Genomic DNA, 21,637 nt, shown 5'->3' with positions numbered 1-21,637 from the left:
GGTATCGGTATGTGTGGCATCGTAGGCGTGATCTCGAAAGCGCCGGTCAACCAGCTCATTTATGACGCATTGCTGCTGCTGCAGCACCGCGGCCAGGATGCGGCCGGCATCGTCACCGCGATGGACACCAAGGTGTTCATGCAGAAGTCGCGCGGTTTCGTGCGTGACGTGTTCCGCACCCGCAACATGCGCGCGCTGCCCGGCAATGTCGGCTTGGGCCAGGTGCGTTATCCGACTGCGGGCAATGCCTACAACGAGGAAGAGGCCCAGCCCTTCTACGTCAACGCGCCTTTCGGCCTGGTGCTGGTGCACAACGGCAACCTGACCAACGCGCACGCGCTGAAGCAGGAGCTGTTCGAGATCGACCGCCGCCACATCAACACCGAGAGCGACTCCGAGGTGCTGCTCAACGTGCTGGCCCACGAGCTGGAGCTGGCCGCACGCGACCTGCCGCTGACGCACGAACAGGTTTTCAACGCAGTGCAGGCGGTGCACCGGCGCATCAAGGGTTCCTACGCGGTGGTCTGCCTGATTGCCGGTTACGGGCTGCTGGCCTTTCGCGACCCCTTCGGCATCCGCCCGCTGTGTTTCGGCGAGGCCGACACGCCCGAGGGCAAGCAGGTGATGGTCGCGAGCGAATCGGTCGCGCTCGAAGGCACCTTGCACAAGTTCGTGCGCGACGTGGCGCCCGGCGAAGCCATCTTCGTCGACCTCGAGGGCCGGCTCCATGCGCGCCAGTGCGCCGAGCACCCGACCCTGCAGCCCTGCGTCTTCGAGTTCGTCTACCTGGCCCGTCCCGACTCGGTGATCGACGGCATGTCGGTCTACCAGGCGCGCCTGAACATGGGCGAGACGCTGGCCCAGCGCGTGATCTCGACCATGCCGCCGAGCGAGATCGACGTCGTGATCCCGATTCCGGAGTCCAGCCGGCCGGCCGCCATGCAGCTGGCACAGAAGATCGGCAAGCCCTACCGTGAAGGTTTCGTCAAGAACCGCTACGTCGGCCGCACCTTCATCATGCCGGGACAGGCGGTGCGCAAGAAGTCGGTGCGTCAGAAGCTCAACGCGATCGCCCAGGAGTTCAAGGGCCGCAACGTGCTGCTGGTGGACGACTCCATCGTGCGCGGCACCACCTCGAAGGAGATCGTGCAGATGGCCCGCGAGGCCGGCGCCCGCAAGGTCTACATGGCGTCGGCCGCGCCGCCGGTGCGTTTCCCGAACGTCTACGGCATCGACATGCCGACCAAAAGCGAGCTGATCGCGCACAACCGCAGCATCGAGGAGATCCGCGAGTTCATCGGCGCCGATGCGCTGATCTACCAGGACGTTGCGGCCATGAAGCGGGCGGTGGGCATGCTCAGCAAGAACATCGACGGCTTCGAAGCGTCCTGCTTCGACGGCGTCTACATCACCGGTGACGTCAGCGCGGCGGACTTCGACACGATGGCGACTCAGCGGGCTGCGCAGGGCGACGATGAGGACACCCAGCGATCGCGCCTGGCGTTGCAGGGCGCCACCGAGCAGTGAAGGGTTCAGCGATGAACGACAAGAAGATTCCCCGGGTCGACTTGCCGGCCGACGTGCGGCTGGACACCCTGGCCGTGCGCGAAGGTCTGCCGGCCACGCCCTGGGGCGAGAACTCGGAGGCGCTGTTCCTGACCAGCAGCTTCGTGCATCCGGACGCGGCCACCGCGGCGGCGCGTTTTGCCAACGAGGAAGAGGCCTTCGTCTATTCGCGCTTCAGCAACCCGACCGTCATGATGATGGAGCGGCGCCTCGCGGCCCTGGAAGGCACGCAGGCGTGCATCGGCACCTCCAGCGGAATGAGTGCCATCCTCTTGACAGTGATGGCCCTGCTCAAGGCGGGCGACCACGTGATCTGCTCGCAGAGCGTGTTCGGCTCGACCATCAAGCTGCTTGGCGGCGAGTTCTCCAAGTTCGGCATCGAGACCAGTTTCGTGTCCCAGACCGACATCGGTGCCTGGCAGCGCGCAATGCGCCACAACACCCGGCTGCTGTTCGCCGAGACGCCGACCAACCCGCTCAACGAGGTGTGCGACATCGCGGCGCTGGCCGAGATCGCTCACCAGGGCGGGGCGCTGCTCGCGGTCGACAACTGCTTCTGCTCCCCGGCGCTGCAGCAGCCGGCCAAGCTCGGCGCCGACCTCATCATCCATTCCGGCACCAAGTACCTCGACGGCCAGGGCCGTGTGATCGCCGGCGCGGTGTGCGCGAGCGAAGCCCTGATCGAGGGCAAGTTCGTGCCCGTGATGCGCAGCGCCGGCATGTCGCTCTCGCCTTTCAACGCCTGGGTCGTGCTCAAGGGCATGGAGACCCTGTCGGTGCGGATGCAAGCCCAGAGCGAGCGCGCCCTGCGTGTCGCGGGCTGGCTGGAGCAGCACCCGGCCGTCGAGCGCGTCTACTACCCCGGCCTCAAGTCGCACCCGCAGCACGAGCTGGCGATGCGCCAGCAGGGCGGCAGCGGCGGCGCCGTGGTCGCCTTCATCGTGCGCGGCCAGCAGCAGGGCGGGCCCGAGCTGGCGCGCCGCAATGCCTTCCACGTGATCGACAGCACCCGCATCTGCTCGATCACCGCCAACCTGGGCGACACCAAGACCACCATCACCCATCCGTCCAGCACCTCGCACGGGCGCCTCACCGAGGAGCAGCGCCAGGCCGCCGGCATCACGCAGGGCATGATCCGCGTCGCGGTCGGCCTGGACGATGTGCAGGACCTGCTGAACGACCTCGCACGCGGCCTCGACAGCCTGACAGCATGATGACCCAGATCCGCACCCGCTTCGCCCCGTCGCCGACCGGTTTCATCCACCTGGGCAATATCCGCTCGGCGCTGTATCCCTGGGCCTTCGCGCGCGCCAACGGCGGCGTGTTCATCTTGCGCATCGAGGACACCGACCTGGAGCGTTCCTCGCAGGCCGCGGTGGATGTGATCCTCGAAGGCATGCAGTGGCTGGGCCTGGACCATGACGAAGGTCCCTACTACCAGATGCAGCGCATGGACCGCTACAAGGAGGTGCTGGGCCAGATGCTGGAGCAGGGCCTGGTGTACCGCTGCTACATGTCGTCCGCCGAGCTGGACGCACTGCGTGAACGCCAGATGGCCGCCAAGGAGAAGCCGCGCTACGACGGCACCTGGCGCCCGGAGCCCGGCAAGACGCTGCCCCCGGTGCCCGAGGGCGTGCAGCCGGTGCTGCGTTTCCGCAATCCGGTCGGCGGCTCGGTGGTGTGGGAAGACAAGGTCAAGGGCCGCATCGAGATCAGCAATGACGAGCTCGACGACCTGGTGATCGCGCGGCCCGACGGCACGCCGACCTACAACTTCTGCGTCGTCGTCGACGACATCGACATGGGCATCACCCACGTCGTGCGAGGCGACGACCATGTCAACAACACGCCGCGTCAGATCAACATCTTCCGCGCCCTCGGCAAGGAGCCGCCGGTCTACGCTCACCTGCCCACCGTGCTCAACGAGCAAGGCGAGAAGATGAGCAAGCGCAACGGCGCCAAGGCCGTCACGCAGTACCGCGACGAGGGCTACCTGGCCGACGGCGTCGTGAACTACCTGGCGCGTCTGGGCTGGAGCCACGGCGACGACGAGATCTTCACGCGCGAGCAGTTCCTGCAGTGGTTCAATCTCGACCACCTGGGCAAGTCGGCCGGGCAGTTCGACGAGGCCAAGCTGCGCTGGGTCAACGGCCAGCACATCAAGATGGCCGACGATGGCATGCTGGCCGGTCTGGTCGCCGAACAACTCGCCAAGCGCGGTGTCCAGGTCCAGGCCGACGCACGGCTCGCGGCCCTGTGCGGGCTCTTCAAGGACCGCTGTGCGACGACCGTCGAATTGGCCGACTGGATCTCGATGTATTTTGTCGACGTCGAGCCCAGCGCCGAGGATCTGGAGGCCCATGTCACCGAGGCCGTCAAGCCCGCGCTGGCCACGCTGCGCGAGAAGCTGACCACGGTCGCGTGGGAGAAGGGCGCCATCCAGCAGGCCATCAAGGACAGCATCGCCGCGCACGGCCTCAAGATGCCGCAGCTCGCGATTCCGGTGCGCGTGCTGGTATGCGGGCGGGCACAGACCCCATCCATCGATGCGGTGTTGGCAGCGTTCGACCAAAAAGTTGTGCTCGACCGCTTGCAAAGCGTTTGAGAACCGTTATATACTTTCATTCTCGCTTGAACAGCGCGACACGCAAAGTAGATCTGAAGCAGATGCTGAAGAGGTGATTTACCTCTGATGCGATGCGGAGGGGCGAAACGAGTGACGGGGGTATAGCTCAGCTGGGAGAGCGCTTGCATGGCATGCAAGAGGTCAGCGGTTCGATCCCGCTTACCTCCACCAATCACGGTGGCGCGCGGTTCAAGAGATGGCGAAGCATCTTGTCCCCTTCGTCTAGAGGCCTAGGACACGACCCTTTCACGGTTGTAACAGGGGTTCGAATCCCCTAGGGGACGCCAAGTTTGGCGGGGCTTGTGCAGAGAGTCGAAAGCTCGATGCAGAAACTCGCTGCCACGCGGAGTGGTAGTTCAGTTGGTTAGAATACCGGCCTGTCACGCCGGGGGTCGCGGGTTCGAGTCCCGTCCACTCCGCCAAGCGAATTCAAAAAGCCGCCCAGCCGGGCGGCTTTTTAATTCAACAGAGATAAGAATGAATTTGGTCCCCTTCGTCTAGAGGCCTAGGACACGACCCTTTCACGGTTGTAACAGGGGTTCGAATCCCCTAGGGGACGCCAAGTTGAGCGAGGCAGGTGTTGAGGGTCGAAAGCTCGAGGCAGACGACTCGCTGCCACGCGGAGTGGTAGTTCAGTTGGTTAGAATACCGGCCTGTCACGCCGGGGGTCGCGGGTTCGAGTCCCGTCCACTCCGCCACAATTCAAAAAGCCGCCCCCGAGCGGCTTTTTTCATGGGTCGACGCGACCCGGGGATGCTCAGTTTGGGTCGCCCTTTAGGTGCCTGCGCAGTTCGCGAGCCGCGGCCTGCCGCTCGCTACGTTCGCCCTTGCGGTGCGAGCCGGCCTTGCGGCGGGCCGCGGGAGCCACCAGGGGATTGCGGGGCTGGGGTGCGGGGATACGCAACTTGTGCTTGCGTGCCGATGTCATCGCCGTCTCCTCGTCAGGGGCGCTTCATCAAGAATCCCGGGGCGTTCAGGACGCACCCGGCGCTCCTGCAGGCCGGCCGTCCTGGCGATATTGCTCGATCACCGTCGCCGCCGTGCGGAAGCCTTCGATGGCGGCCGGAAAACCGCAGTAGACGGCACTGTGCAGAAGGATTTCCTTCAGTTCTTCAACACTGACGCCATTGTTCAGCGCACCGCGCAGGTGGCCTTCCAGTTCCTTCTGGCGGCCCAGTGCGACCAGCATCGCGACGGTGAGCATGCTGCGGGTCTTGAGCGGCAGGCCTTCGCGCGTCCACACCGTGCCCCAGGCAAAGGCGGTCACCAGTTCCTGCAGTTCGGCCTGGAAGTCTCCCGCGTTGTCCAGCGCGCGCCGCACATGGTGCTCGCCCAGCACCTTGCGGCGGACTTGCAGGCCGGGCTCGAAAGCTGCGGCGATCGGCGTGGCGGGTTCAAAGGGCAGGGCAGTCTTGTCTTGGCTCATGGCAGGGCTCCAGAGGGTGGTTTGGGCTGGCGCGCATTGTCACCGAGACGGGCGCCTGGGCAGCAGGCCGGTTGCCAGCGCGGTGCCCAGCAGGATCACCGCGCTGCCGAGCAACATCGCCCCGGTCACGCCCTCGCCGAGGAAAAGCCAGCCCCAGGCCACGGCGAAGGCCGGGATCAGGAAGGTCACCGAAATGGTGTTGGCCGGCCCCACCCGCGCCAGCAGGCGGAAGTAGAGGATGTAGGCGAGGCCGGTGCACAGCAGCGCGAGGGCAAGGGCCGCTCCCCAGGCTCCGGCCGAGGGCGTCGCGGCCGGCCACCACCGCACTGCGGGCAGCAGCAGGAACAGCGTTGCGCCCAACTGGGTGCCGGCGGCCACGGCCAGGGGCGGCAGGCCGGTGAGATAACGTTTGGTGTAGCTGGCCGACAAGCCGTAGCACGAGGTGGCGGCCAGGCAGGCGAGCACCGCCCAGCCGGTCGCGTCGGCGCCGGGCTTGAAGCTGGCCTTCTCCCAGGCGAGCCCGAGCACCCCGAGGAAACCGATCGCCAGGCCCGCCGCGCGCCAAGGGCCGGGCCGGTCCTTCAGCCAGATCCAGGCGATCAGCGCGCCGAACAAGGGGGTGGTGGCATTGAAGATGGACGACAGGCCTGCCGTGATCGACAGCGCGGCATAGCTGAAGCAGAGAAAGGGCAGGCCGCTGGTCAGCACGCCCGCGACGAGCAGATGACCCGCGTGCGTGCGCAGTGCAGCGGTCTGGCGCTTCATCACGAGGATGGGCAGCAGGAACAGGCCGGCGCCCGCGACGCGCACCGCGGCCAGCGCCACCGGTCCGAACTCGCTTGCACCCAGCCGCAGGAACAGGAAAGAGGCGCCCCAGATGGCGGCGAGCAGAACGAGATCGAGCAGGTCACGGGCTTTCATTCAGTCCTTCAAAAACAATCGGTCGCGGAGGCCGCGCGCCTAGAGCGCCAGCACCCCTTCGAGGCGCAGCAGCGCCACTTTTCTTTCCAGTCCCCCCGAGTAGCCGGTGAGGCCGCCGCTGCTGCCGATCACGCGGTGGCAGGGCACGATGATGGACACCGGGTTGCGTCCCACCGCCGCGCCGACGGCCCGCGTGGCGCTCGTGCACCCGATCTGCAGCGCAATGTCTCGATAGCTGGCGGTGCGGCCCAGGGACAGTGTCAGCAAGGCTTGCCACACGGCGCGCTGAAAGGGCGTGCCATGCAGGTCCAGCGGGACCGTGAAGTCCACCGGCGCTCCCCGCCAGAAGCGATCCAGTTGTTCCTCCGCCTGGCCCAGCCAGGCATCGTCCGCCGCAGCCTGCGGTGCCGACAGCACCTCGGGATGGTCCTTCTGCCCCTCGAACCAGAGCCCGGCCAGCCCCGCGTCGGTGCGGGCCAGCAGGATCTCTCCGAGCGGCGACGCGATGCGGCGCTGCGCAGTGTAGCGAGGCACAGTCGTTTTCATGGGCTCAGGCTTTCTCGGCAGAGGGGGTGAGGGCGGCCCACAGTCGCAGCACCGCATACGAGCGCCAGGGGCTCCACTGGCGCGCCAGCAGGTCGGCCGCGCGCTGGCCACGCACGCCGAGCACCTGCTCCATCGCCTTGAGCAGCGCCACGTCCTTGGGCAGGAAGGCGTCGGGCCAGGCCAGCGCCCGCATCGCGATGTAGTGCGCGGTCCACGGGCCGATGCCGGGCAAAGCCTGGAGCGCGGCCATCAGGGCCTCGGGCGCGCTGCCCCGGGCGATGAGGACGGACAGGCTGGGCCACTGCGTCGCCAGGGCCACGATGGCGCCGGCGCGCTGGCGCACGATGCCGAGTTCCCCCAGTCCGGCCGCATCGGCCCGCGCCAGCACGGCCGGGGTCGGAAACAGGCGGTTCACGTCGTCCCAGGGCGTGGCAACCGGTTCGCCGTAGGCCTGCACCAGACGCGTCGCGAAGGTGCGTGCCGCCGCCACGCTGACCTGCTGGCCGAGCACCGCACGCACCGCCAGCTCGAAGCTGTCGATGGCACCCGGCAGGCGTGTGCCGGGTGCGGGCAGGGCGGCCAGCACCGCGTCGATCGCCTCCGGCTCGGCATCCAGGTCCAGCCAGCGCCGCACCCCGCGCAGCAGCGCGGCACTGTGGTGAGCCAGTTCGGGCGCCAGCGCGATGCGCAGCACCGGCCGCCCGGGGACAAAACTCGCCTGCAGCCAGCCGCGCTGTTCCCCGCCCTCGTGCTCGATGCGCAGGCTGCGCCGGATGCCGGCGTGCGGGCCGTCGAACTGCACCACCTCGACGCCGGGGATGGCCCGCTGTGCCAGGAAACCCAGCAAGGCCCGTCCCTCGTAGGGCTCGCGATAAGCCAGCTGCAGGTTCACCGCGGGTCCGTCGCCCGTGTCGCGCTCGGGCAGTTGGCGGCGCAGCTCGCCCGGCTGCAGGCGGTAGCGCTCGGCGAAGGCGGCATTGAAACGTCGCACGCTGCCGAACCCGGCGGCGAGCGCGACCTGGGTCACCGGCAGGCGGGTGTCGGTCAGCAACTGCTTGGCCAGCAGCAGGCGGCGCGTCTGCAGGTATTGCAGCGGCGTCACGCCATGCTCCGCCGCGAAGATGCGGCGCAGGTGGCGATCGGTGATGCCCAGCACAGCGGCGAGCCGGTCCATGCGGGCCTGCTCGCCGAGGGCGGCATACTGCTCCAGCCATGCGGCCGCCTGGTGGGCCAGCGTGCGCGAAGCGTCCATCACGGACCATGCCAGGCTGCGATCGGCCGGCGCGATCTCGGGCCGGCACTTCAGGCAGGGCCGGAAGCCGGCCGCCTCGGCCTGGGCCGCACTGCCGTAAAAGCGGCAGTTGTCGCGTTTGGGCGTCCGGACGCGGCAGACCGGGCGGCAGTAGATGCGCGTCGAGGTGACGCCGACAAACAGCCGGCCGTCGAAGCGTCGGTCGCGCGCCTTGAGGGCGAGGTAGGCGGCGTCGGCATTGATCGTCATGCCGCGATTATCGGCGGCCGCCCGGCGCCGACTGGCCGTTTCCGGACATGTGGCCCGCCGCTTGCCCGTGATCCGAGGGGCGGGCTCCCGACGTTACCGTGCGGTCACAAGCACAGCGGCGCCCCTCCCTACAATCCGGCGATTCACTGCAGTACAGGGGAGTACTCTTCATGAAAGTAGAAGCATCCATCTTCAAGGCCTACGACGTGCGCGGCATCGTCGGCAAGACCTTGGATGAATCGGTCGCCGAGCACCTCGGCCGCGCCTTCGGCAGCGAGGCCCGGGTGCAGGGCGAGAAGGTCGTCGCGGTCGGCCGCGACGGCCGCCTCTCGGGCCCGGCCATCTCGGCGGCCCTGATCCGTGGCCTGCGCAGCACCGGCGTGGACGTCATCGACCTCGGCCCGGTCACCACCCCCATGACCTACTATGCCGCAGCGACACGCTGCTCCTCGGGCATCCAGGTCACCGGCAGCCACAACCCGAAGGACTACAACGGCTTCAAGATGGTGCTCGCCGGCCGCGCGATCTACGGCGACGAGATCCAGGCCCTGCGTCGGCGCATCGAGGCGGAAGACTATGCACAGGGCGAAGGCGGCCTGACGCAGTGGGACCTGCTGAAGGAATACAGCGACCGCATCAGCGGCGACGCCCAGCTCGCCCGCAAGATGAAGATCGTGGTCGACTCGGGCAACGGCATCCCCGGCGCGTCGGCCCCCGGCATCCTGCGTGCGCTCGGTTGCGAGGTGACCGAGTTGTATTCGGAAGTGAACGGTGATTTCCCCAACCACCATCCCGATCCGTCCAAGCCCGAGAACCTCGCCGACCTGATCCGCACCGTGCAGGAGACCGACGCCGAACTGGGCCTGGCTTTCGATGGCGATGGCGACCGGCTCGGTGTCGTGACCAAGGACGGCAGCATCATCTATCCCGACCGGCAGCTGATGCTGTTCGCCCAGGACATCCTGAGCCGCAACCCCGGTGCCTCCATCATCTATGACGTGAAGTGCACCCAGCGCCTCGCCCCGGTGATCCGCGACGCCGGCGGCCAGCCGCTGATGTGGAAGACCGGGCACTCGCTGGTGAAGGCCAAGCTCAAGGAGACCGGCTCGCCGATCGCCGGCGAGATGAGCGGCCACATCTTCTTCAAGGAGCGCTGGTACGGCTTCGACGATGCCACCTACACCGCCGCCCGCCTGCTCGAGATCCTCTCGCGCAGCCAGGACCCGAGCGCCGTGCTGAACGGTCTGCCGACCAGCTTCAACACCCCCGAGCTGAATGTGCCCTGCGCCGAAGGCGAGCACCACCAGGTGATCGAGAAGCTGCGCGCCAAGCTCTCGGGCGGCGAGGTCTTCAAGGACGCCCAGGAGGTCATCACGATCGACGGCCTGCGCGCCGAATACGCCGATGGTTTCGGCCTGGTGCGCGCGTCCAACACCACGCCGGTGCTGGTGCTGCGTTTCGAGGGCCACACGCAGGAGGCGCTGCATCGCATCGAGCACGAGTTCATGACCGCGTTGCGCTCGGTCAAGCCCGATGCCCAGGTGGGCGCGGGGCATTGAGTGCGGCCCGGCTCGAAGGTCTCCCAAGCCCGCCGCGTGCGGGCTTTTTTGTGCCGGCAGGGGTGTCGTACAACATCCCCTTCTCATGAAGGCCGCCGAGCATCAGCTCGTTACGAATTTGTAGACAATCGCCCGGTGCGATTTTTCCTTTTCATCTTTTCTCGTGCCGGCGCCGCCGCAGGAGCGGCGCGGTGAGCGCCGTGCGTCGCGGCCTGGCGCGGCATGCCTATTCGGCCTTGCTGGGGCTGCTCCAGCCGGTCTACCTGGTCAAGCTCTGGTGGCGCGGGCGCGAGGAGCCGCTCTACCGCCATGCGGTGCTGGAGCGGCTCGGCCTCTACCGCGGCCGGCCTTCGCGCGACTGGGTCTGGCTGCATGCGGTGTCGCTGGGCGAGACACGCGCGGCGGCCGGCCTGGTCGAGGCCTTGCGGCGCGAGTTGCCGGGCATGCGCCTGCTGCTCACCCACGGCACTGCCACCGGGCGCGAGGCCGGCGAGAAGCTGCTCCAGGCCGGTGACCGCCAGGCCTGGCTGCCCTACGACACGCCGGGTGTCGTGCAGCGCTTTTTCCAGCAGTTCCGGCCTCGCGTCGGCGTGCTGATGGAAACCGAGGTCTGGCCCAACCTGCTGCACGGCGCCCGCGATGCCGGTGTGCCGATGGTGCTCGCCAATGCCCGCCTGAGCGAAAAAAGCCTGCGCCAGGCGCGCCGGCTGGAGGCGGTGATGCGCCCCGCGGTGCATGCGCTGCGCCTCGTGCTGGCGCAGACCGAGGCCGATGCCGTGCGCTTGCGCGAAGCCGGGGCCGAGCCGGTGGAAGTGTGCGGCAACGTCAAATTCGACATGACGCCCGACGCCGCGCTGATCGAACGCGGCCGCAGCTGGCACGCGGTGCTAGCGGGTCGGCCGCTGGTGGCCGCCGCCAGCACGCGCGAGGGCGAGGAGGAAACGCTGCTCGCGGCCTGGAAACGCTTGCCCGGGCCCCGTCCGCTGCTGCTGCTGATCCCGCGCCATCCGCAGCGCTTCGACGAGGTGGCTGCCCTGGTCAAGGCCGCGGGTCTGACCCAGCTGCGGCGCAGCAGCTGGAGCGGCCCGCTGCCCCCGGCCGAGGCGGCTGCGGTCGATGTCTGGCTGGGCGACTCGATCGGCGAGATGCCGGCCTACTACAGCGCCGCCGACGTGGCCTTGCTGGGCGGCAGCTTCGCGCCGCTGGGCGGGCAGAACCTCATCGAGGCGGCCGCCTGCGGCTGCCCCGTGGTGATGGGGCCGCACACCTTCAACTTCGCCGACGCGGCGGAGCTGTCCTTGCAAGCGGGTGCCGCCCTGCGCGTCGACAGCCTGCAGGACGGTGTCACGCGGGCCACCGAGCTGGCGCAGTCGCAGGAGCGCGGCGCGCGGGTCGCCTGCTGCCTCGCGTTCGCCGAGGCCAACCGCGGCGCCGCGGCCGCCATGGCACGCCGCATCGCCGCGGTGGCGAACGAGGAGGACAGGCTCAGGGCGTCAGCAGCCCGTTGATCGGGGTGACGTCCTCGGGCACCAGCACGCCGGCGGCCTGGCGCAGCCTCAAGCTGTTGACCAGCACGTCGTAGCGTGCCTGGGCCAGGTCGCGGCGGGTGTTGAACAGCTGGGTCTGTGCGTTCAGCACATCGAGGTTGACCCGCACGCCGACCTTGTAGCCGAGCTGGGTCGCCTCCAGCGCCAGCTGGCTGGAGGCCTCGGCCGCTTCCAGCGCCTTGACCTGCGCGAGCTTGGACTGCACGCCGAAAAAGGCCTGGCGGGTGCCTTGGGCGACACCGCGGCGGGCCGCGTCCAGGTCGTTGCGCGACCTTTCCTCCAGCAGCAGGGTTTCCTTGACCCGGTTCTGCACCGCGAAGCCGGCGAACAGCGGCAGCTTCAGCTCCACACCGACGCTGGCGCTCTTGGAGGTGCCCAGGCCCGAGGCGCCGGGCAGCGCGCTCTGCGGATCGCCGCGCAGGCGGTTGCGGCCGGCCTGGCCCACCAGATCGACGGTCGGAAGGTGGCCGGCGCGGGCCTTGTCGGTCTCCAGCTCGGCGATCTCCAGGCCCAGGCGGGCACGCCGCACGGTGGGCGCGTTGTCGGTCTGGGCCACCCACTCCTCGACGTTGGCGGGTTGCACCGGCGGCAGTGCCACGCTGCCGGGCAGCGGACGCGGGCTGACCCCGGTGCGGCCGACCAGCTGGTCGAGCGCGATCTGCTTGGTGCGCAGGTCGTTGTCGGCGGCGATCTCCTGCGCGGTCGCCAGGTCGAAGCGGGCCTGCGCCTCGCGGGTGTCGGTGATGGTTGCGGTACCGACCTCGAAGTTGCGCTTGGCCGACGCCAGTTGCTCGGAGATGGCCTTCTTGTTGGCCTGCGCGGCAGCCAGCGCGTCCTGCGCGGCCAGCACCTGGAAATAGGCGTCGGCGACGCGCACGATCAGGTCCTGCTCGGCCTCCTGCAGCTCGGCAGTCGCGACTTGCAGGCTGCGCTCGGCCTGCTCGATGGTGGCGCCGTTGGCGCGGTTGAACAGCGGCTGACGCGCGCCCACGCCGACCTGGGTGCTGCGGTTGGAGCGGTCGATGCCGCTGGCGGTTTCGTTTTCGGAGCGCGTGTAGGCGGCGTTCAGCTCTGCCTTGGGGCGCCGCAGCGCATAGGCCTGCTCGGCTTGGTAGCGGACCGACTCGGCCTGCGCCCGCGCTGCCAGGTAGGTGGCGTCGTAGTCGCGCGCGGCCTGGTAGACCTCGGCCAGGCTCTGCGCCTGCACGGCGCCGCCGCTGGCGAACAGGGCGGCGATGCCCAGCGACAGCACCAGGCGGGCCGGCCGGCGGCGCACACTGCGGCGAAAGGGCTGGGACACGGGCTCGGACATGGGTCGATTCCTTCTGTGGTCAAGTTCCGCTGGAGGGGGCGAGGGGGCAGGCGTCAGTAGCGCGGCAGGTCCGGGTCGACCTCTTGCGACCAGGCATCGATGCCGCCCTGCAGGTTGATCACGTCGTCGTGGCCCTGAGCCGCCAGGTAGTGCGCGACCTGCAGGCTGCGCATGCCGTGGTGGCAGACGCAGATCACGGTGCGGTCGCGCGGGATCTCGGCCAGCCGGGCCGGGACCTGCTGCATCGGGATGTGCAGGGTCTCGGCTGCAGCGAGCCGGATCGCGGCCAGCGAGAACTCCCACGGTTCGCGGACATCCAGCAGCAGCGGCGGGCGGGCCGGGTCGGCGGTGGCGATCAGGTGCCGGGTGTCGCGAACGGAGAGTTGCTGCATGGGCGGGTCAGAAGCGGAACTTGGGCGGCTCGTCGAAGCCGAGCAGGCGCGGCGCCATCGTGTCGAACAGCACCTCGGTGCGCCAGGCATTCTGGTCGACGCGTGTCACCAGCACGGCCTGCATCACGGGCTCGTGGCCGACGATGGTGGTCAGGCGGCCGCCGACCTTGAGCTGGTCGAGCAGCGGCTGCGGCACCGTCGCCACCGAGCCGGACGCGACGATGACGTCAAAGGGGCCTTCGGCGAGCGCGCCCTTGGAGCCGTCGGCCTGGCGCACCTCGGCATTCATCACCGCCGCGCGCTTGAGGTTGTCGGCCGCGAAACGGGCCAGCTCGGGGTCGATCTCCAGGCTCAGCACGCGCTGCGCCTTGTGCGCCAGCAAGGCCGCCATGTAGCCGGAGCCGGCGCCGATCTCGAGCACCTTCTCGTGCTTGCCGACACCCAGCTCCTGCAGCAGGCGGGCCTCGACCTTGGGCTCCAGCATCGAGCGGCCCAGCGAGCCGTTGTCCACCAGCGGCACCGCCATGTCGATGAAGGCCATCGAACGGTGCTCCGCCGGCACGAAGTCCTCGCGTTTGACCACTGCCAGCAGCGACAGCACGGACTGATCCAGCACCTCCCAGGTGCGGATCTGTTGTTCGATCATGTTGAAGCGGGCTTGTTCGATGTTCATGAGCCGTCCTGGCGATGAGTGGACATGGGGAGAAACCGGCATTTTATTTCGCCTCCCCCGCCACGACAGGACCTGCAGCCGCGCTCGAGCCACGCAGCTTGCGCTTCAGCCACGCCGACAGGTCGTCGAGGTAGCAATAGATCACCGGCACCACCACCAGGGTCAGCAGCGAGGAGGTGATGACCCCGCCGATCACCGCCTGGCCCATGGGTGCGCGCTGCTCGGCACCCTCGGACAGCGCGAAGGCCAGCGGCACCATGCCGAACACCATCGCGAGGGTGGTCATCAGGATGGGTCGCAGCCGCACCCGGGCGGCCATCAGCAGGGCCTCCTCGCGGCCCAGCTGCCGGCCCGTCAGGCCCTCGCCGCTGTCGCCCTGGCGCGCCCGGTTGGCGAAGTCGACCAGCAGGATCGCGTTTTTGGTCACCAGGCCCATCAGCATCACGACGCCGATGATGGAGAACATGTTCAGGGTCGAGCGGAACAGCAGCAGGATCAGCACCACGCCGATCAGGGTCAGCGGCAGCGAGGACATCAGCGCGATCGGCTGCAGGAAACTCTTGAACTGCGAGGCCAGGATCATGTAGATGAAGATCACCGCCAGCGCCAGCGCCGAGACCGCGTAGCCGAAGGACTCCTGCATGTCCTTGGTCGAGCCGCCGAACTTCCAGCGGTAGCCGGCGGGGAAGGCGGTGTCGTCCAGCACGCGGCGGATCTCGGCCGACACCTCGCCGAGCGAGCGGCCGGAGACGTTGGCGGTGATCTCGACCTCGCGGTTGAGGTCGCGCCGGTTGATCTGGTTGGGCCCGAAGGAGGGGCGGATGTCGGCCACCTGCGAGAGGCGCACGATGCGGCTGCCGCCGTCGGGTGATGCCAGGCTCAGGCCCAGGCGCTCCAGGTCCGGCAGCGCGTGCCGGGCCTCAGGCGCGAGGCGCACCTTGACGTCGTAGCTCTGGTCGTCGGGAGCGCGCCAGTTGCCGGTCGTGTGGCCGGCCACGAGGGCGCGCAGCGTCTCGGTGATGGCGCCCACGCCGAGTCCCAGGTCGGAGGCCGCGTCGCGGCGCACCTCGACGTCGACGGTGGGCTTGTTCGGTTTCATCGTGGTGTCGAGGTCCACCAGGCCGGGAATGCCGCGCAGTCGCGCCGTCAGCGTGTCGGTCAGGCGCTGCAGCTCGCGCAGGTCGGCCCCCTGGACGGACAGCGAGATGGGCTTGGCGCCGCCCACCGAATCGAGCAGGCCGACGTGGGTCACGGTGATGCCCGGCACGCGCGCCAGCCGCTTGCGCAGCAGCGCCGAGATCTCGTCGACGCTGCGCTGCCGCTGGTCGCGGTCCACCAGCCGCACGTGCAGGCTGGCGTAGTTGCGGCCCTGCGCCTGGCCGGAGTTGACGGTGGCGACGGTGTAGCGCACCTCGGGGAACTCGCGCACGATCGCGTCCACCTGGCGCGTCTTGGCTTCGGTCACTTCGATGGACGAGCCGGTGGGCGTGTAGAAGTTGATGCTGGTCTCGGAGAAGTCGGCCTTGGGCACGAACTCGGTACCGAGGATGGGCACGATGGCGAAACTCAGTACCAGGCTCAGCGCGGCGATGCCCAGCGTGGCGAGCTTGTGCTTCAGCGACCAGGCGAGGATGCGCTGATAGGCGTCGGCCAGCCAGTTCGAGAAGCGATCGACCGCGCCGGTGAGCCGACCCAGGGTGCGGTCGTAGAGGCCGCGCGGGCGTGCCGCGTCGCCTTCATGGCGGATCGCCGGATCGTGCCAGACGCTGGACATCATCGGGTCCAGCGTGAAGCTGACGAACATCGAGATCATCACCGCCGCGACGATGGTGACGCCGAACTGGTGGAAAAAGCGTCCGATGATGCCTTCCATGAAGCCGATCGGCAGGAACACCGCGACGATGGACAAGGTGGTCGCCAGCACCGCCAGGCCGATCTCCTGTGTCCCGTCCAGCGAGGCCTGGTACGGGCTCTTGCCCATCTGCACATGGCGCACGATGTTCTCGCGCACCACGATGGCATCGTCGATCAGCAGGCCCACGCACAGGCTCAGCGCCATCAGCGTGAGCATGTTGATGGAGAAGCCGAACCAGTACATGAAGAGGAAAGTGCCGATCAGCGCGATCGGCAGGGTCAGGCCCGTGATGACGGTCGAGCGCCAGGAATTGAGGAACAGGAAGACGATCGCGATCGTCAGCACGGCGCCTTCGATCAGCGTCTGGCGCACGTTTTTCACCGCCACGCGGATGGGCCGCGAGGTGTCGCTCACGACGTCCAGCGCCAGACCCGGCGGCAACTCGCCGCGCAGTTCCTCGACCACGCGGTTGAGCCCGTCGACCACGTCGATGGTGTTCTCGCCCTGCGCCTTCTGCACCGACAGCGCCAGGGTGCGCTGGCCGTTGTAGAGCGCCAGGCTCTCGACTTCCTGCGGGCCGTCCACCACGTCGGCCACCTGCCACAGGCGCACCGGCACGCTGCTGCCGTTGCTGCCCTTGCGCGCGACGATGATGTCGCGGAAGTCCTCGGGCCGTTTCAGGCGGCCGCTGATCTGCACCACCTGCTCGCGTTCGCTGGAGCGCAGCGCGCCGGCCGGCAGGTCCTGGTTTTCGGTGCGCACCGCCTGCAGCACCTGGTCGACGCCGACGCCGAGGGCCTCCAGGGCATCGGGCCGCAGGTAGATATTGATCTCGCGGTTGACCGCGCCGACCAGGGTCACGGAGCCGACGCCGCGCACGTTCTCCAGGCGCTTCTTGACGATCTGGTCGGCGTGGCTGCTCAGCTCGACCGGCGAGCGCGAGCCGTCGGGCGAGGTCAGGGCCAGCGTGTAGATGGCGCGCGAGGCCGGGTCGAAGCGCAGCACGCGCGGCTCCTCGACTTCGTCGCGCAGCAGCGGCCGGATCCCCGCGATCTTCTCGCGCACGTCCTCGGCGGCCTTGCGGCCGTCCAGCTCGAGGTTGAACTGGATGATGACGACCGACTGGCCGTCATAGGAGCGCGACATCAGCTGGTTGATGCCGGCGATGGTATTGACCGCCTCCTCGACCTTCTTGGTGACCTCGGACTCGACGATCTCCGGCGAGGCGCCGGGGTAGGCGATCTGCACCACCACGACCGGAAACTCGATGTCCGGGAACTGGTCGACCTTGAGCCGCTGCAGGGCGAACAGCCCCAGCACCACGAAGGCGAGCATCACCATCGTTGCCAGGACCGGGTTTTTGATCGAAACGCGCGTGAACCACATGGCCGGCTCCCTCGGCGGCTCTCAGCGGCTCGCCGCGGCGGCGGGGGCCATCGCGGTGACACGCACCGGCGTGCCGTCGCGCACCAGGCCCAGGCTGCCCTGCAGCACGCGGTCGCCCTCGCTGAGGCCCGAAGCCACCGCCACCAGGGCCTCGCCGCGCGGGCCGGCGCTGCCGCGCGGCCCCAGCGAGACGCGCTTGTGCACCACCTTGCCGTCCTGCACCACCAGCACATAGGGCTCGGGCTGGTCCCGCCGCACGCTGCCCTCCGGCACTGCCAGTGCCGGGCCGCGGCCCAGCTCGACCTGGCCGCTGGCGAACAGGCCGTGGCGCAGCCCGGCCTGCGGCTGCACGCTCAGGTAGACCAGCACCGCACGGGTGCCGGCCTGGGTGCCGGGGTTGATGCGCGCCACCTCGGCGGCGACCGGGGTCGCCAGTCCGTCCACCTGCAGCTGGGCGCGGCTGCCGACTTGCAGCTGGGCCACGTCCTCGGGCGCGACGGCGGCCTTCAGCTCGATGCGCGACAGGTCGACGATCTCGACCACACGCCCATCGACGCCGACGCGCTCGCCGGCCTGCACGAACCGCTGCGAGACCTGGCCCGGGATGGGCGCGCGCAGGGCCGTGTCGTCCAGCGCCTTGCGCGCCAGGTCGGCGTTGGCCTGGGCCGCGAGCAGGGTGGCGCGGGCGGCGGCGGCATTGGACACGGAGGTGTCCAGCGCGTTCTTGGAGATGAAACCCTGGTCGACCAGGGCGCGGTTGTTCTGCAAGGTGCGCTCGGCGATCTCCAGCTGGGCCCGCGCCGAGGCGGCCTGCTCTTGCGCTTGCCGCAGCCGCGCGGCGTATTCGCTGGTGTCGAGCTGGGCGATCAGCTGGCCGGCACGCACCTTGTCGCCTTCGCGCACGCCGAGCTCGCGCACCTCGGCCGCGACCTTGGCCTTCACCACGGCGGTGGAGACGGCTTCGAGGCTGCCCGAGATCGGCAGCCGGCGCACCAGCTCCTGACGCTGCACCGGCACCAGATCGGTGGGCGCGAGTTCCAGCGCTGCCGCGGCCACGCCGGCGGCCTGGGTGGCCTGCGCCCGGTCGGCCTGCTTGGCCTTGATGGCGCGGCCCACGGCGGCCCCCAGCACCAGCACCACCAGGGTGGGCAGCAGCCATTTCAGCCAACGTCTTGTCGTGACCCTCATTGCTTTCGTCTCGCTGTTGTTGTCGTTTGCACGCCGGACCGCTCTAAGGCGTTCGCCGTGCCCGGTTGTCTTCGGGATCGGGCGCCAGGCCGCGCAGCATCAATTCGGTATGGTTGCTGATGAAACGGCGCGGGTCCTCGGCGATCTCTCCCGTGATGTGGCAGGGGAAGGCGCCGATGGAATGCTTGTGCAGCGCCAGCATCAACATCGGGAAGATGAACGAGTGCGCCGTGTCCAGCAGGTTGGTGACCCGGAACTCGCCGCGGTCGACGCCGCGCTGCAGCAGCTTGGCGAGCAGCCGGTGGCCCGGCTCGATCACCTCGGCCTGATAGAACTCGGCCAGGTCGGGGAAGTTCCGCACCTCGGTGATGATGAGCTTGAAGATGCCCGAGGCCTGGGTCTCGCCGACACGCTCCCACCAGGTGTGCGTGACCAGGCGCATCAGGTCCGGCGTGCTGCCTTCGAAGTTGCTGACGATGTTGTCGCCCTGCGCAATGGTGAGGCTCAGGTTGTGCCGGATCACCGCCTTCAGCAGCTCTTCCTTGCTCGGGAAGTAGAGATAGACCGTGCCCTTGGAAACCCCGGCGCGGGCCGCGACATCGTCGATCTTGGTGGCCGCGAAACCTTTTTCGACAAACAGGTCCAACGCCGCGTCCAGCAATTCCTGGGGACGCGCTTCCTTGCGCCGGCGGCGTGCGGGCTCGGCGTCGGCAGGGGGCGGTGAGGCGGGGACGTGTGAAGACATCGGAACAATAATGACTGACCGGTCAGTAATGTACTGCGTGACCCTGTCAGGGTCAAGGCAAGAGATCGCGCCGCCCGGCCGGGGCGTGCGGAGCCGCAATGTCGCGTACAGCCCTCGTGCGCGCGCAGGGCGGCCGAGGTAAAGAAGCGTGAAGTGTGCGGTGGGCGCATCGGCGGCGGGCGGGTCTTTCTAGAATCGCCGGCATGAGAGTCAAGCAGTGGCGGGCCGTCGTGCTCGTGGGGGTCCTCGGTCTTGCTGCGGCAGCGGCCGGCTTCTGGGGGTGGAAGGGCGGCCGGGACGCTGCCGACAGCTATCGCAGCGCGCCGGTGGAACGCGGCAGCCTGCAGGCCAGCGTGTCGGCCGCCGGTACTGTGACCGCGGTGTCGCAGGTGCAGGTCGGCAGCCAGGTCTCGGGGCAGATCCTGGAGGTGCTGGCGGACTTCAATTCAGAGGTGCGCAAGGGCCAGTTGATCGCCCGGCTCGACCCCCAGAGCTTCGAGTACCGGGTGCAGCAGGCGCAGGCCGATCTCGAAGCCGCCCGCGCCGCGGTGCTGACCGCGCAGGCCAACGCACTCGCCGCCACGGCGGCGGCCAGCCGCGCCGGGCTGGAGGCCCAGCAGGCCCGGCGCGACCTGGCGCGCAACCGCGACCTGGTGGCGCAGGGTTTCATCTCCCCGGCCGAACTGGAGCGCAGCGCGTCGCAGGCCGATGCGCTGCAGCAGGCGCTGCAGAGCGCGCAGGCCCAGCAGCAGGTGGCGCGCGCCCAGACCGGCAGCGCCGCAGCCACGGTGCGCCAGCGCGAAGCCCAGCTGGCCCAGGCCCGGGTCGACCTGCAGCGCACCCAGATCCGCTCGCCGGTCGACGGCATCGTGATCAAGCGCAGCATCGAGCTGGGCCAGACCGTGGCGGCCAGCCTGCAAGCGCCCGAGCTGTTCGTGATCGCGCGCAACCTGGAGGACATGCAGGTGGAAGTGCCGGTCGACGAGGCCGACATCGGCCGGGTGCAGCCGGGCCAGGCCGCCAGCTTCACGGTCGACGCCTTCCCGGGCCGCAGCCTGGAGGGGCGGGTGAAGCTGGTCCGCAAGTCGGCCACCACCACCCAGAACGTCGTGACCTACACGGTGGTGATCGCCTTCACGCAAGCGGGCAGCCGGCTGCTGCCCGGGATGACGGCCAATGTGCGCATCGTCACCGACCAGCGCGACGCGGTGCTCAAGGTGCCCAATGCGGCGCTGCGGGTGCGCCTGCCGGGGGCCGAGGAGGCGGAGCGCCCGGCCGCGGCACGGCGCGAGGGAGCCGCTGCGGGACGCGGGAGCGGCGGCCGGGGCGAAGGCGGCGGCGCGCGGTCCCGCCTGCACCTGTTGCCGGCAGAGGGCGGCGAGCCTCGGACCGTGCCGGTGCGGCTGGGCATCAGCGACGGTGCCATGACCGAGGTGCTGGAAGGCCCGATCAAGGAAGGCGACCGGGTCGTCACCGGCGTCGTCTCGGCGGCGGGCGAGGGCCGCGGCGCGCGTCCGGCGGGCGGGCCCCGGCTGGGCTTGTGAGCGGGGCTGCCACATGGCCTTGATCGAAGTGCGCGAGCTCTACAAGACCTACCTGATGGGCGGCGACACCGGCAACCCGGTGCACGCCTTGCGCGGCGTGTCGCTGGACATCGAGGCCGGCGAGTTCGTCGCCATCATGGGCGCCTCGGGCTCGGGCAAGTCCACCCTGATGAACGTCCTCGGCTGCCTGGACCGGCCCACCTCCGGCAGCTACCGGCTCGCGGGCGAGCCGGTCGACTCGCTGTCGGGCGATGCCCTGGCGGCGATCCGCAACCGGCGCATCGGCTTCGTGTTCCAGCAGTTCAACCTGCTGCCGCGCACCTCGGCGGTGGAGAACGTCGAGCTGCCGCTGGTGTACGCCGGCGTCGAGCGGCGTGAACGCCGCGAGCGCGCGCTGGCCTGCCTGGAGCAGGTCGGCCTGGCCTCGCGCGCCGGCCACACGCCGGCCGAGCTGTCGGGCGGCCAGCAGCAGCGCGTCGCGATCGCGCGAGCGCTGGTGAACCGCCCGCAGATGATCCTGGCCGACGAGCCCACCGGCGCGCTCGACAGCACCACCTCGGACGAAGTGATGCGCCTGCTCACCGAGCTGCACGGCCGTGGCATCACCATCGTGCTGGTGACCCACGAGCACGACGTCGCGGCGTGGGCGGCGCGTCGCCTGGTGTTCCGCGACGGCCACGTGATCGAGGACAGCCGGCAGGCGCCGCGCGGCGCGGGGCAAGCGGCATGAGACATCCAGTGCCAACCCGCCCGCGGGCCGAGCGCCGGGCCGCTCCCAAGCCGGCCCGCATCCCCTCGGGGGATCGACCGGCGTACCCGTCGGTCGAGGGGCTGTCATGTCAGCGGGCCG

At 69.2% G+C, this 21,637-nt stretch carries 17 protein-coding genes and 5 tRNA genes; 12 read left to right on the top strand and 10 right to left on the bottom strand.

The annotated features are described in order from the left end of the window. The first annotated feature begins 9 nt into the window (after positions 1-9). The 8 genes from purF to OOT46_RS10480 all read left to right on the top strand — a co-directional run bounded on the left by purF (position 10) and on the right by OOT46_RS10480 (position 4,890). Complete coding sequence (purF, locus tag OOT46_RS10515; RefSeq protein WP_265403544.1) at positions 10-1,527, top strand: amidophosphoribosyltransferase; 1,518 nt, start codon at positions 10-12, stop codon at positions 1,525-1,527. Positions 1,528-1,538: 11 nt separating this feature from the next. Beyond that, positions 1,539-2,780: an O-succinylhomoserine sulfhydrylase gene (locus tag OOT46_RS10510; protein WP_265403543.1), complete on the top strand. Its 1,242-nt coding sequence runs from the start codon at positions 1,539-1,541 to the stop codon at positions 2,778-2,780. Beyond that, positions 2,777-4,171, top strand: a complete 1,395-nt coding sequence (gene gltX / locus OOT46_RS10505) for a glutamate--tRNA ligase (RefSeq protein ID WP_265403542.1) — start codon at positions 2,777-2,779, stop codon at positions 4,169-4,171. Before OOT46_RS10510 ends, gltX begins: the two co-directional genes overlap by 4 nt. Before the next feature lie 116 nt (positions 4,172-4,287). Then, positions 4,288-4,363 (top strand) — tRNA-Ala (locus OOT46_RS10500). Positions 4,364-4,403: 40 nt separating this feature from the next. Next, positions 4,404-4,479 (top strand) — tRNA-Glu (locus OOT46_RS10495). Positions 4,480-4,537: 58 nt separating this feature from the next. Further along, positions 4,538-4,614 (top strand) — tRNA-Asp (locus OOT46_RS10490). A 64-nt stretch (positions 4,615-4,678) separates the two neighbouring features. Beyond that, positions 4,679-4,754, top strand: a tRNA-Glu gene (locus OOT46_RS10485). Positions 4,755-4,813: 59 nt separating this feature from the next. After that, positions 4,814-4,890, top strand: a tRNA-Asp gene (locus tag OOT46_RS10480). A gap of 275 nt (positions 4,891-5,165) precedes the next feature. Here OOT46_RS10480 and OOT46_RS10475 read toward each other — a convergent pair. Genes OOT46_RS10475 through OOT46_RS10460 form a run of 4 tightly spaced genes read right to left on the bottom strand, consistent with a single transcriptional unit; the run spans position 5,166 to position 8,586 of the window. After that, entirely contained in the window at positions 5,166-5,618 is a 453-nt protein-coding gene (locus OOT46_RS10475) for a carboxymuconolactone decarboxylase family protein (RefSeq protein ID WP_265403541.1), read from the bottom strand. Positions 5,619-5,657: 39 nt separating this feature from the next. Beyond that, positions 5,658-6,539, bottom strand: coding sequence for a DMT family transporter (locus tag OOT46_RS10470; protein WP_265403540.1), 882 nt, complete (start codon positions 6,537-6,539; stop codon positions 5,658-5,660). A 39-nt stretch (positions 6,540-6,578) separates the two neighbouring features. Further along, complete coding sequence (locus OOT46_RS10465; RefSeq protein ID WP_265403539.1) at positions 6,579-7,085, bottom strand: methylated-DNA--[protein]-cysteine S-methyltransferase; 507 nt, start codon at positions 7,083-7,085, stop codon at positions 6,579-6,581. Between the two features lie 4 nt (positions 7,086-7,089). Next, positions 7,090-8,586, bottom strand: coding sequence for an Ada metal-binding domain-containing protein (locus OOT46_RS10460; protein ID WP_265403538.1), 1,497 nt, complete (start codon positions 8,584-8,586; stop codon positions 7,090-7,092). A 170-nt stretch (positions 8,587-8,756) separates the two neighbouring features. On the opposite strand from OOT46_RS10460, the gene OOT46_RS10455 reads away from it, so the two are divergent. After that, complete coding sequence (locus OOT46_RS10455; RefSeq protein WP_265403537.1) at positions 8,757-10,145, top strand: phosphomannomutase/phosphoglucomutase; 1,389 nt, start codon at positions 8,757-8,759, stop codon at positions 10,143-10,145. Positions 10,146-10,336: 191 nt separating this feature from the next. After that, on the top strand, positions 10,337-11,653 hold the full coding sequence (locus OOT46_RS10450; protein WP_416136175.1) for a 3-deoxy-D-manno-octulosonic acid transferase: 1,317 nt from the start codon (positions 10,337-10,339) through the stop codon (positions 11,651-11,653). Here the strand turns inward: OOT46_RS10450 and OOT46_RS10445 are convergent. The 6 genes from OOT46_RS10445 to OOT46_RS10420 are packed head-to-tail and all read right to left on the bottom strand — an operon-like array spanning position 11,631 to position 19,243. Then, the gene (locus tag OOT46_RS10445; RefSeq protein ID WP_265403536.1) at positions 11,631-13,004 is read right to left on the bottom strand and encodes a TolC family outer membrane protein; all 1,374 of its coding nucleotides are present in this window, start codon (positions 13,002-13,004) and stop codon (positions 11,631-11,633) included. The two genes, OOT46_RS10450 and OOT46_RS10445, sit on opposite strands and share 23 nt — an antisense overlap. 53 nt (positions 13,005-13,057) lie before the next feature. Then, positions 13,058-13,396 (bottom strand): rhodanese-like domain-containing protein, encoded by a 339-nt coding sequence (locus OOT46_RS10440; RefSeq protein ID WP_265403535.1) that lies wholly within the window; start codon positions 13,394-13,396, stop codon positions 13,058-13,060. Between the two features lie 7 nt (positions 13,397-13,403). Further along, positions 13,404-14,069 carry a protein-L-isoaspartate O-methyltransferase family protein gene (locus tag OOT46_RS10435; RefSeq protein ID WP_265403534.1) on the bottom strand — a complete coding sequence of 222 codons (666 nt, stop codon included), beginning with the start codon at positions 14,067-14,069 and terminating at the stop codon, positions 13,404-13,406. 43 nt (positions 14,070-14,112) lie between these two features. After that, a complete protein-coding gene (locus tag OOT46_RS10430; protein ID WP_265403533.1) occupies positions 14,113-17,310 on the bottom strand; it encodes an efflux RND transporter permease subunit in 3,198 nt (1,065 codons plus the stop codon). A 21-nt stretch (positions 17,311-17,331) separates the two neighbouring features. Beyond that, complete coding sequence (locus tag OOT46_RS10425) at positions 17,332-18,498, bottom strand: efflux RND transporter periplasmic adaptor subunit (RefSeq protein ID WP_265403532.1); 1,167 nt, start codon at positions 18,496-18,498, stop codon at positions 17,332-17,334. A gap of 43 nt (positions 18,499-18,541) precedes the next feature. Next, positions 18,542-19,243 carry a TetR/AcrR family transcriptional regulator gene (locus OOT46_RS10420; protein WP_265403531.1) on the bottom strand — a complete coding sequence of 234 codons (702 nt, stop codon included), beginning with the start codon at positions 19,241-19,243 and terminating at the stop codon, positions 18,542-18,544. 203 nt (positions 19,244-19,446) lie between these two features. On the opposite strand from OOT46_RS10420, the gene OOT46_RS10415 reads away from it, so the two are divergent. Both OOT46_RS10415 and OOT46_RS10410 read left to right on the top strand, forming a co-directional pair. Further along, a complete protein-coding gene (locus tag OOT46_RS10415; protein WP_265403530.1) occupies positions 19,447-20,787 on the top strand; it encodes an efflux RND transporter periplasmic adaptor subunit in 1,341 nt (446 codons plus the stop codon). A 13-nt stretch (positions 20,788-20,800) separates the two neighbouring features. After that, positions 20,801-21,517, top strand: a complete 717-nt coding sequence (locus tag OOT46_RS10410; protein WP_322114248.1) for an ABC transporter ATP-binding protein — start codon at positions 20,801-20,803, stop codon at positions 21,515-21,517. Positions 21,518-21,637 lie beyond the last annotated feature (120 nt).

This window comes from Aquabacterium sp. A7-Y (assembly GCF_026153205.1).
Classification (GTDB): domain Bacteria; phylum Pseudomonadota; class Gammaproteobacteria; order Burkholderiales; family Burkholderiaceae_C; genus Caldimonas.
This window is presented reverse-complemented; position numbering and strand designations above follow the sequence as displayed.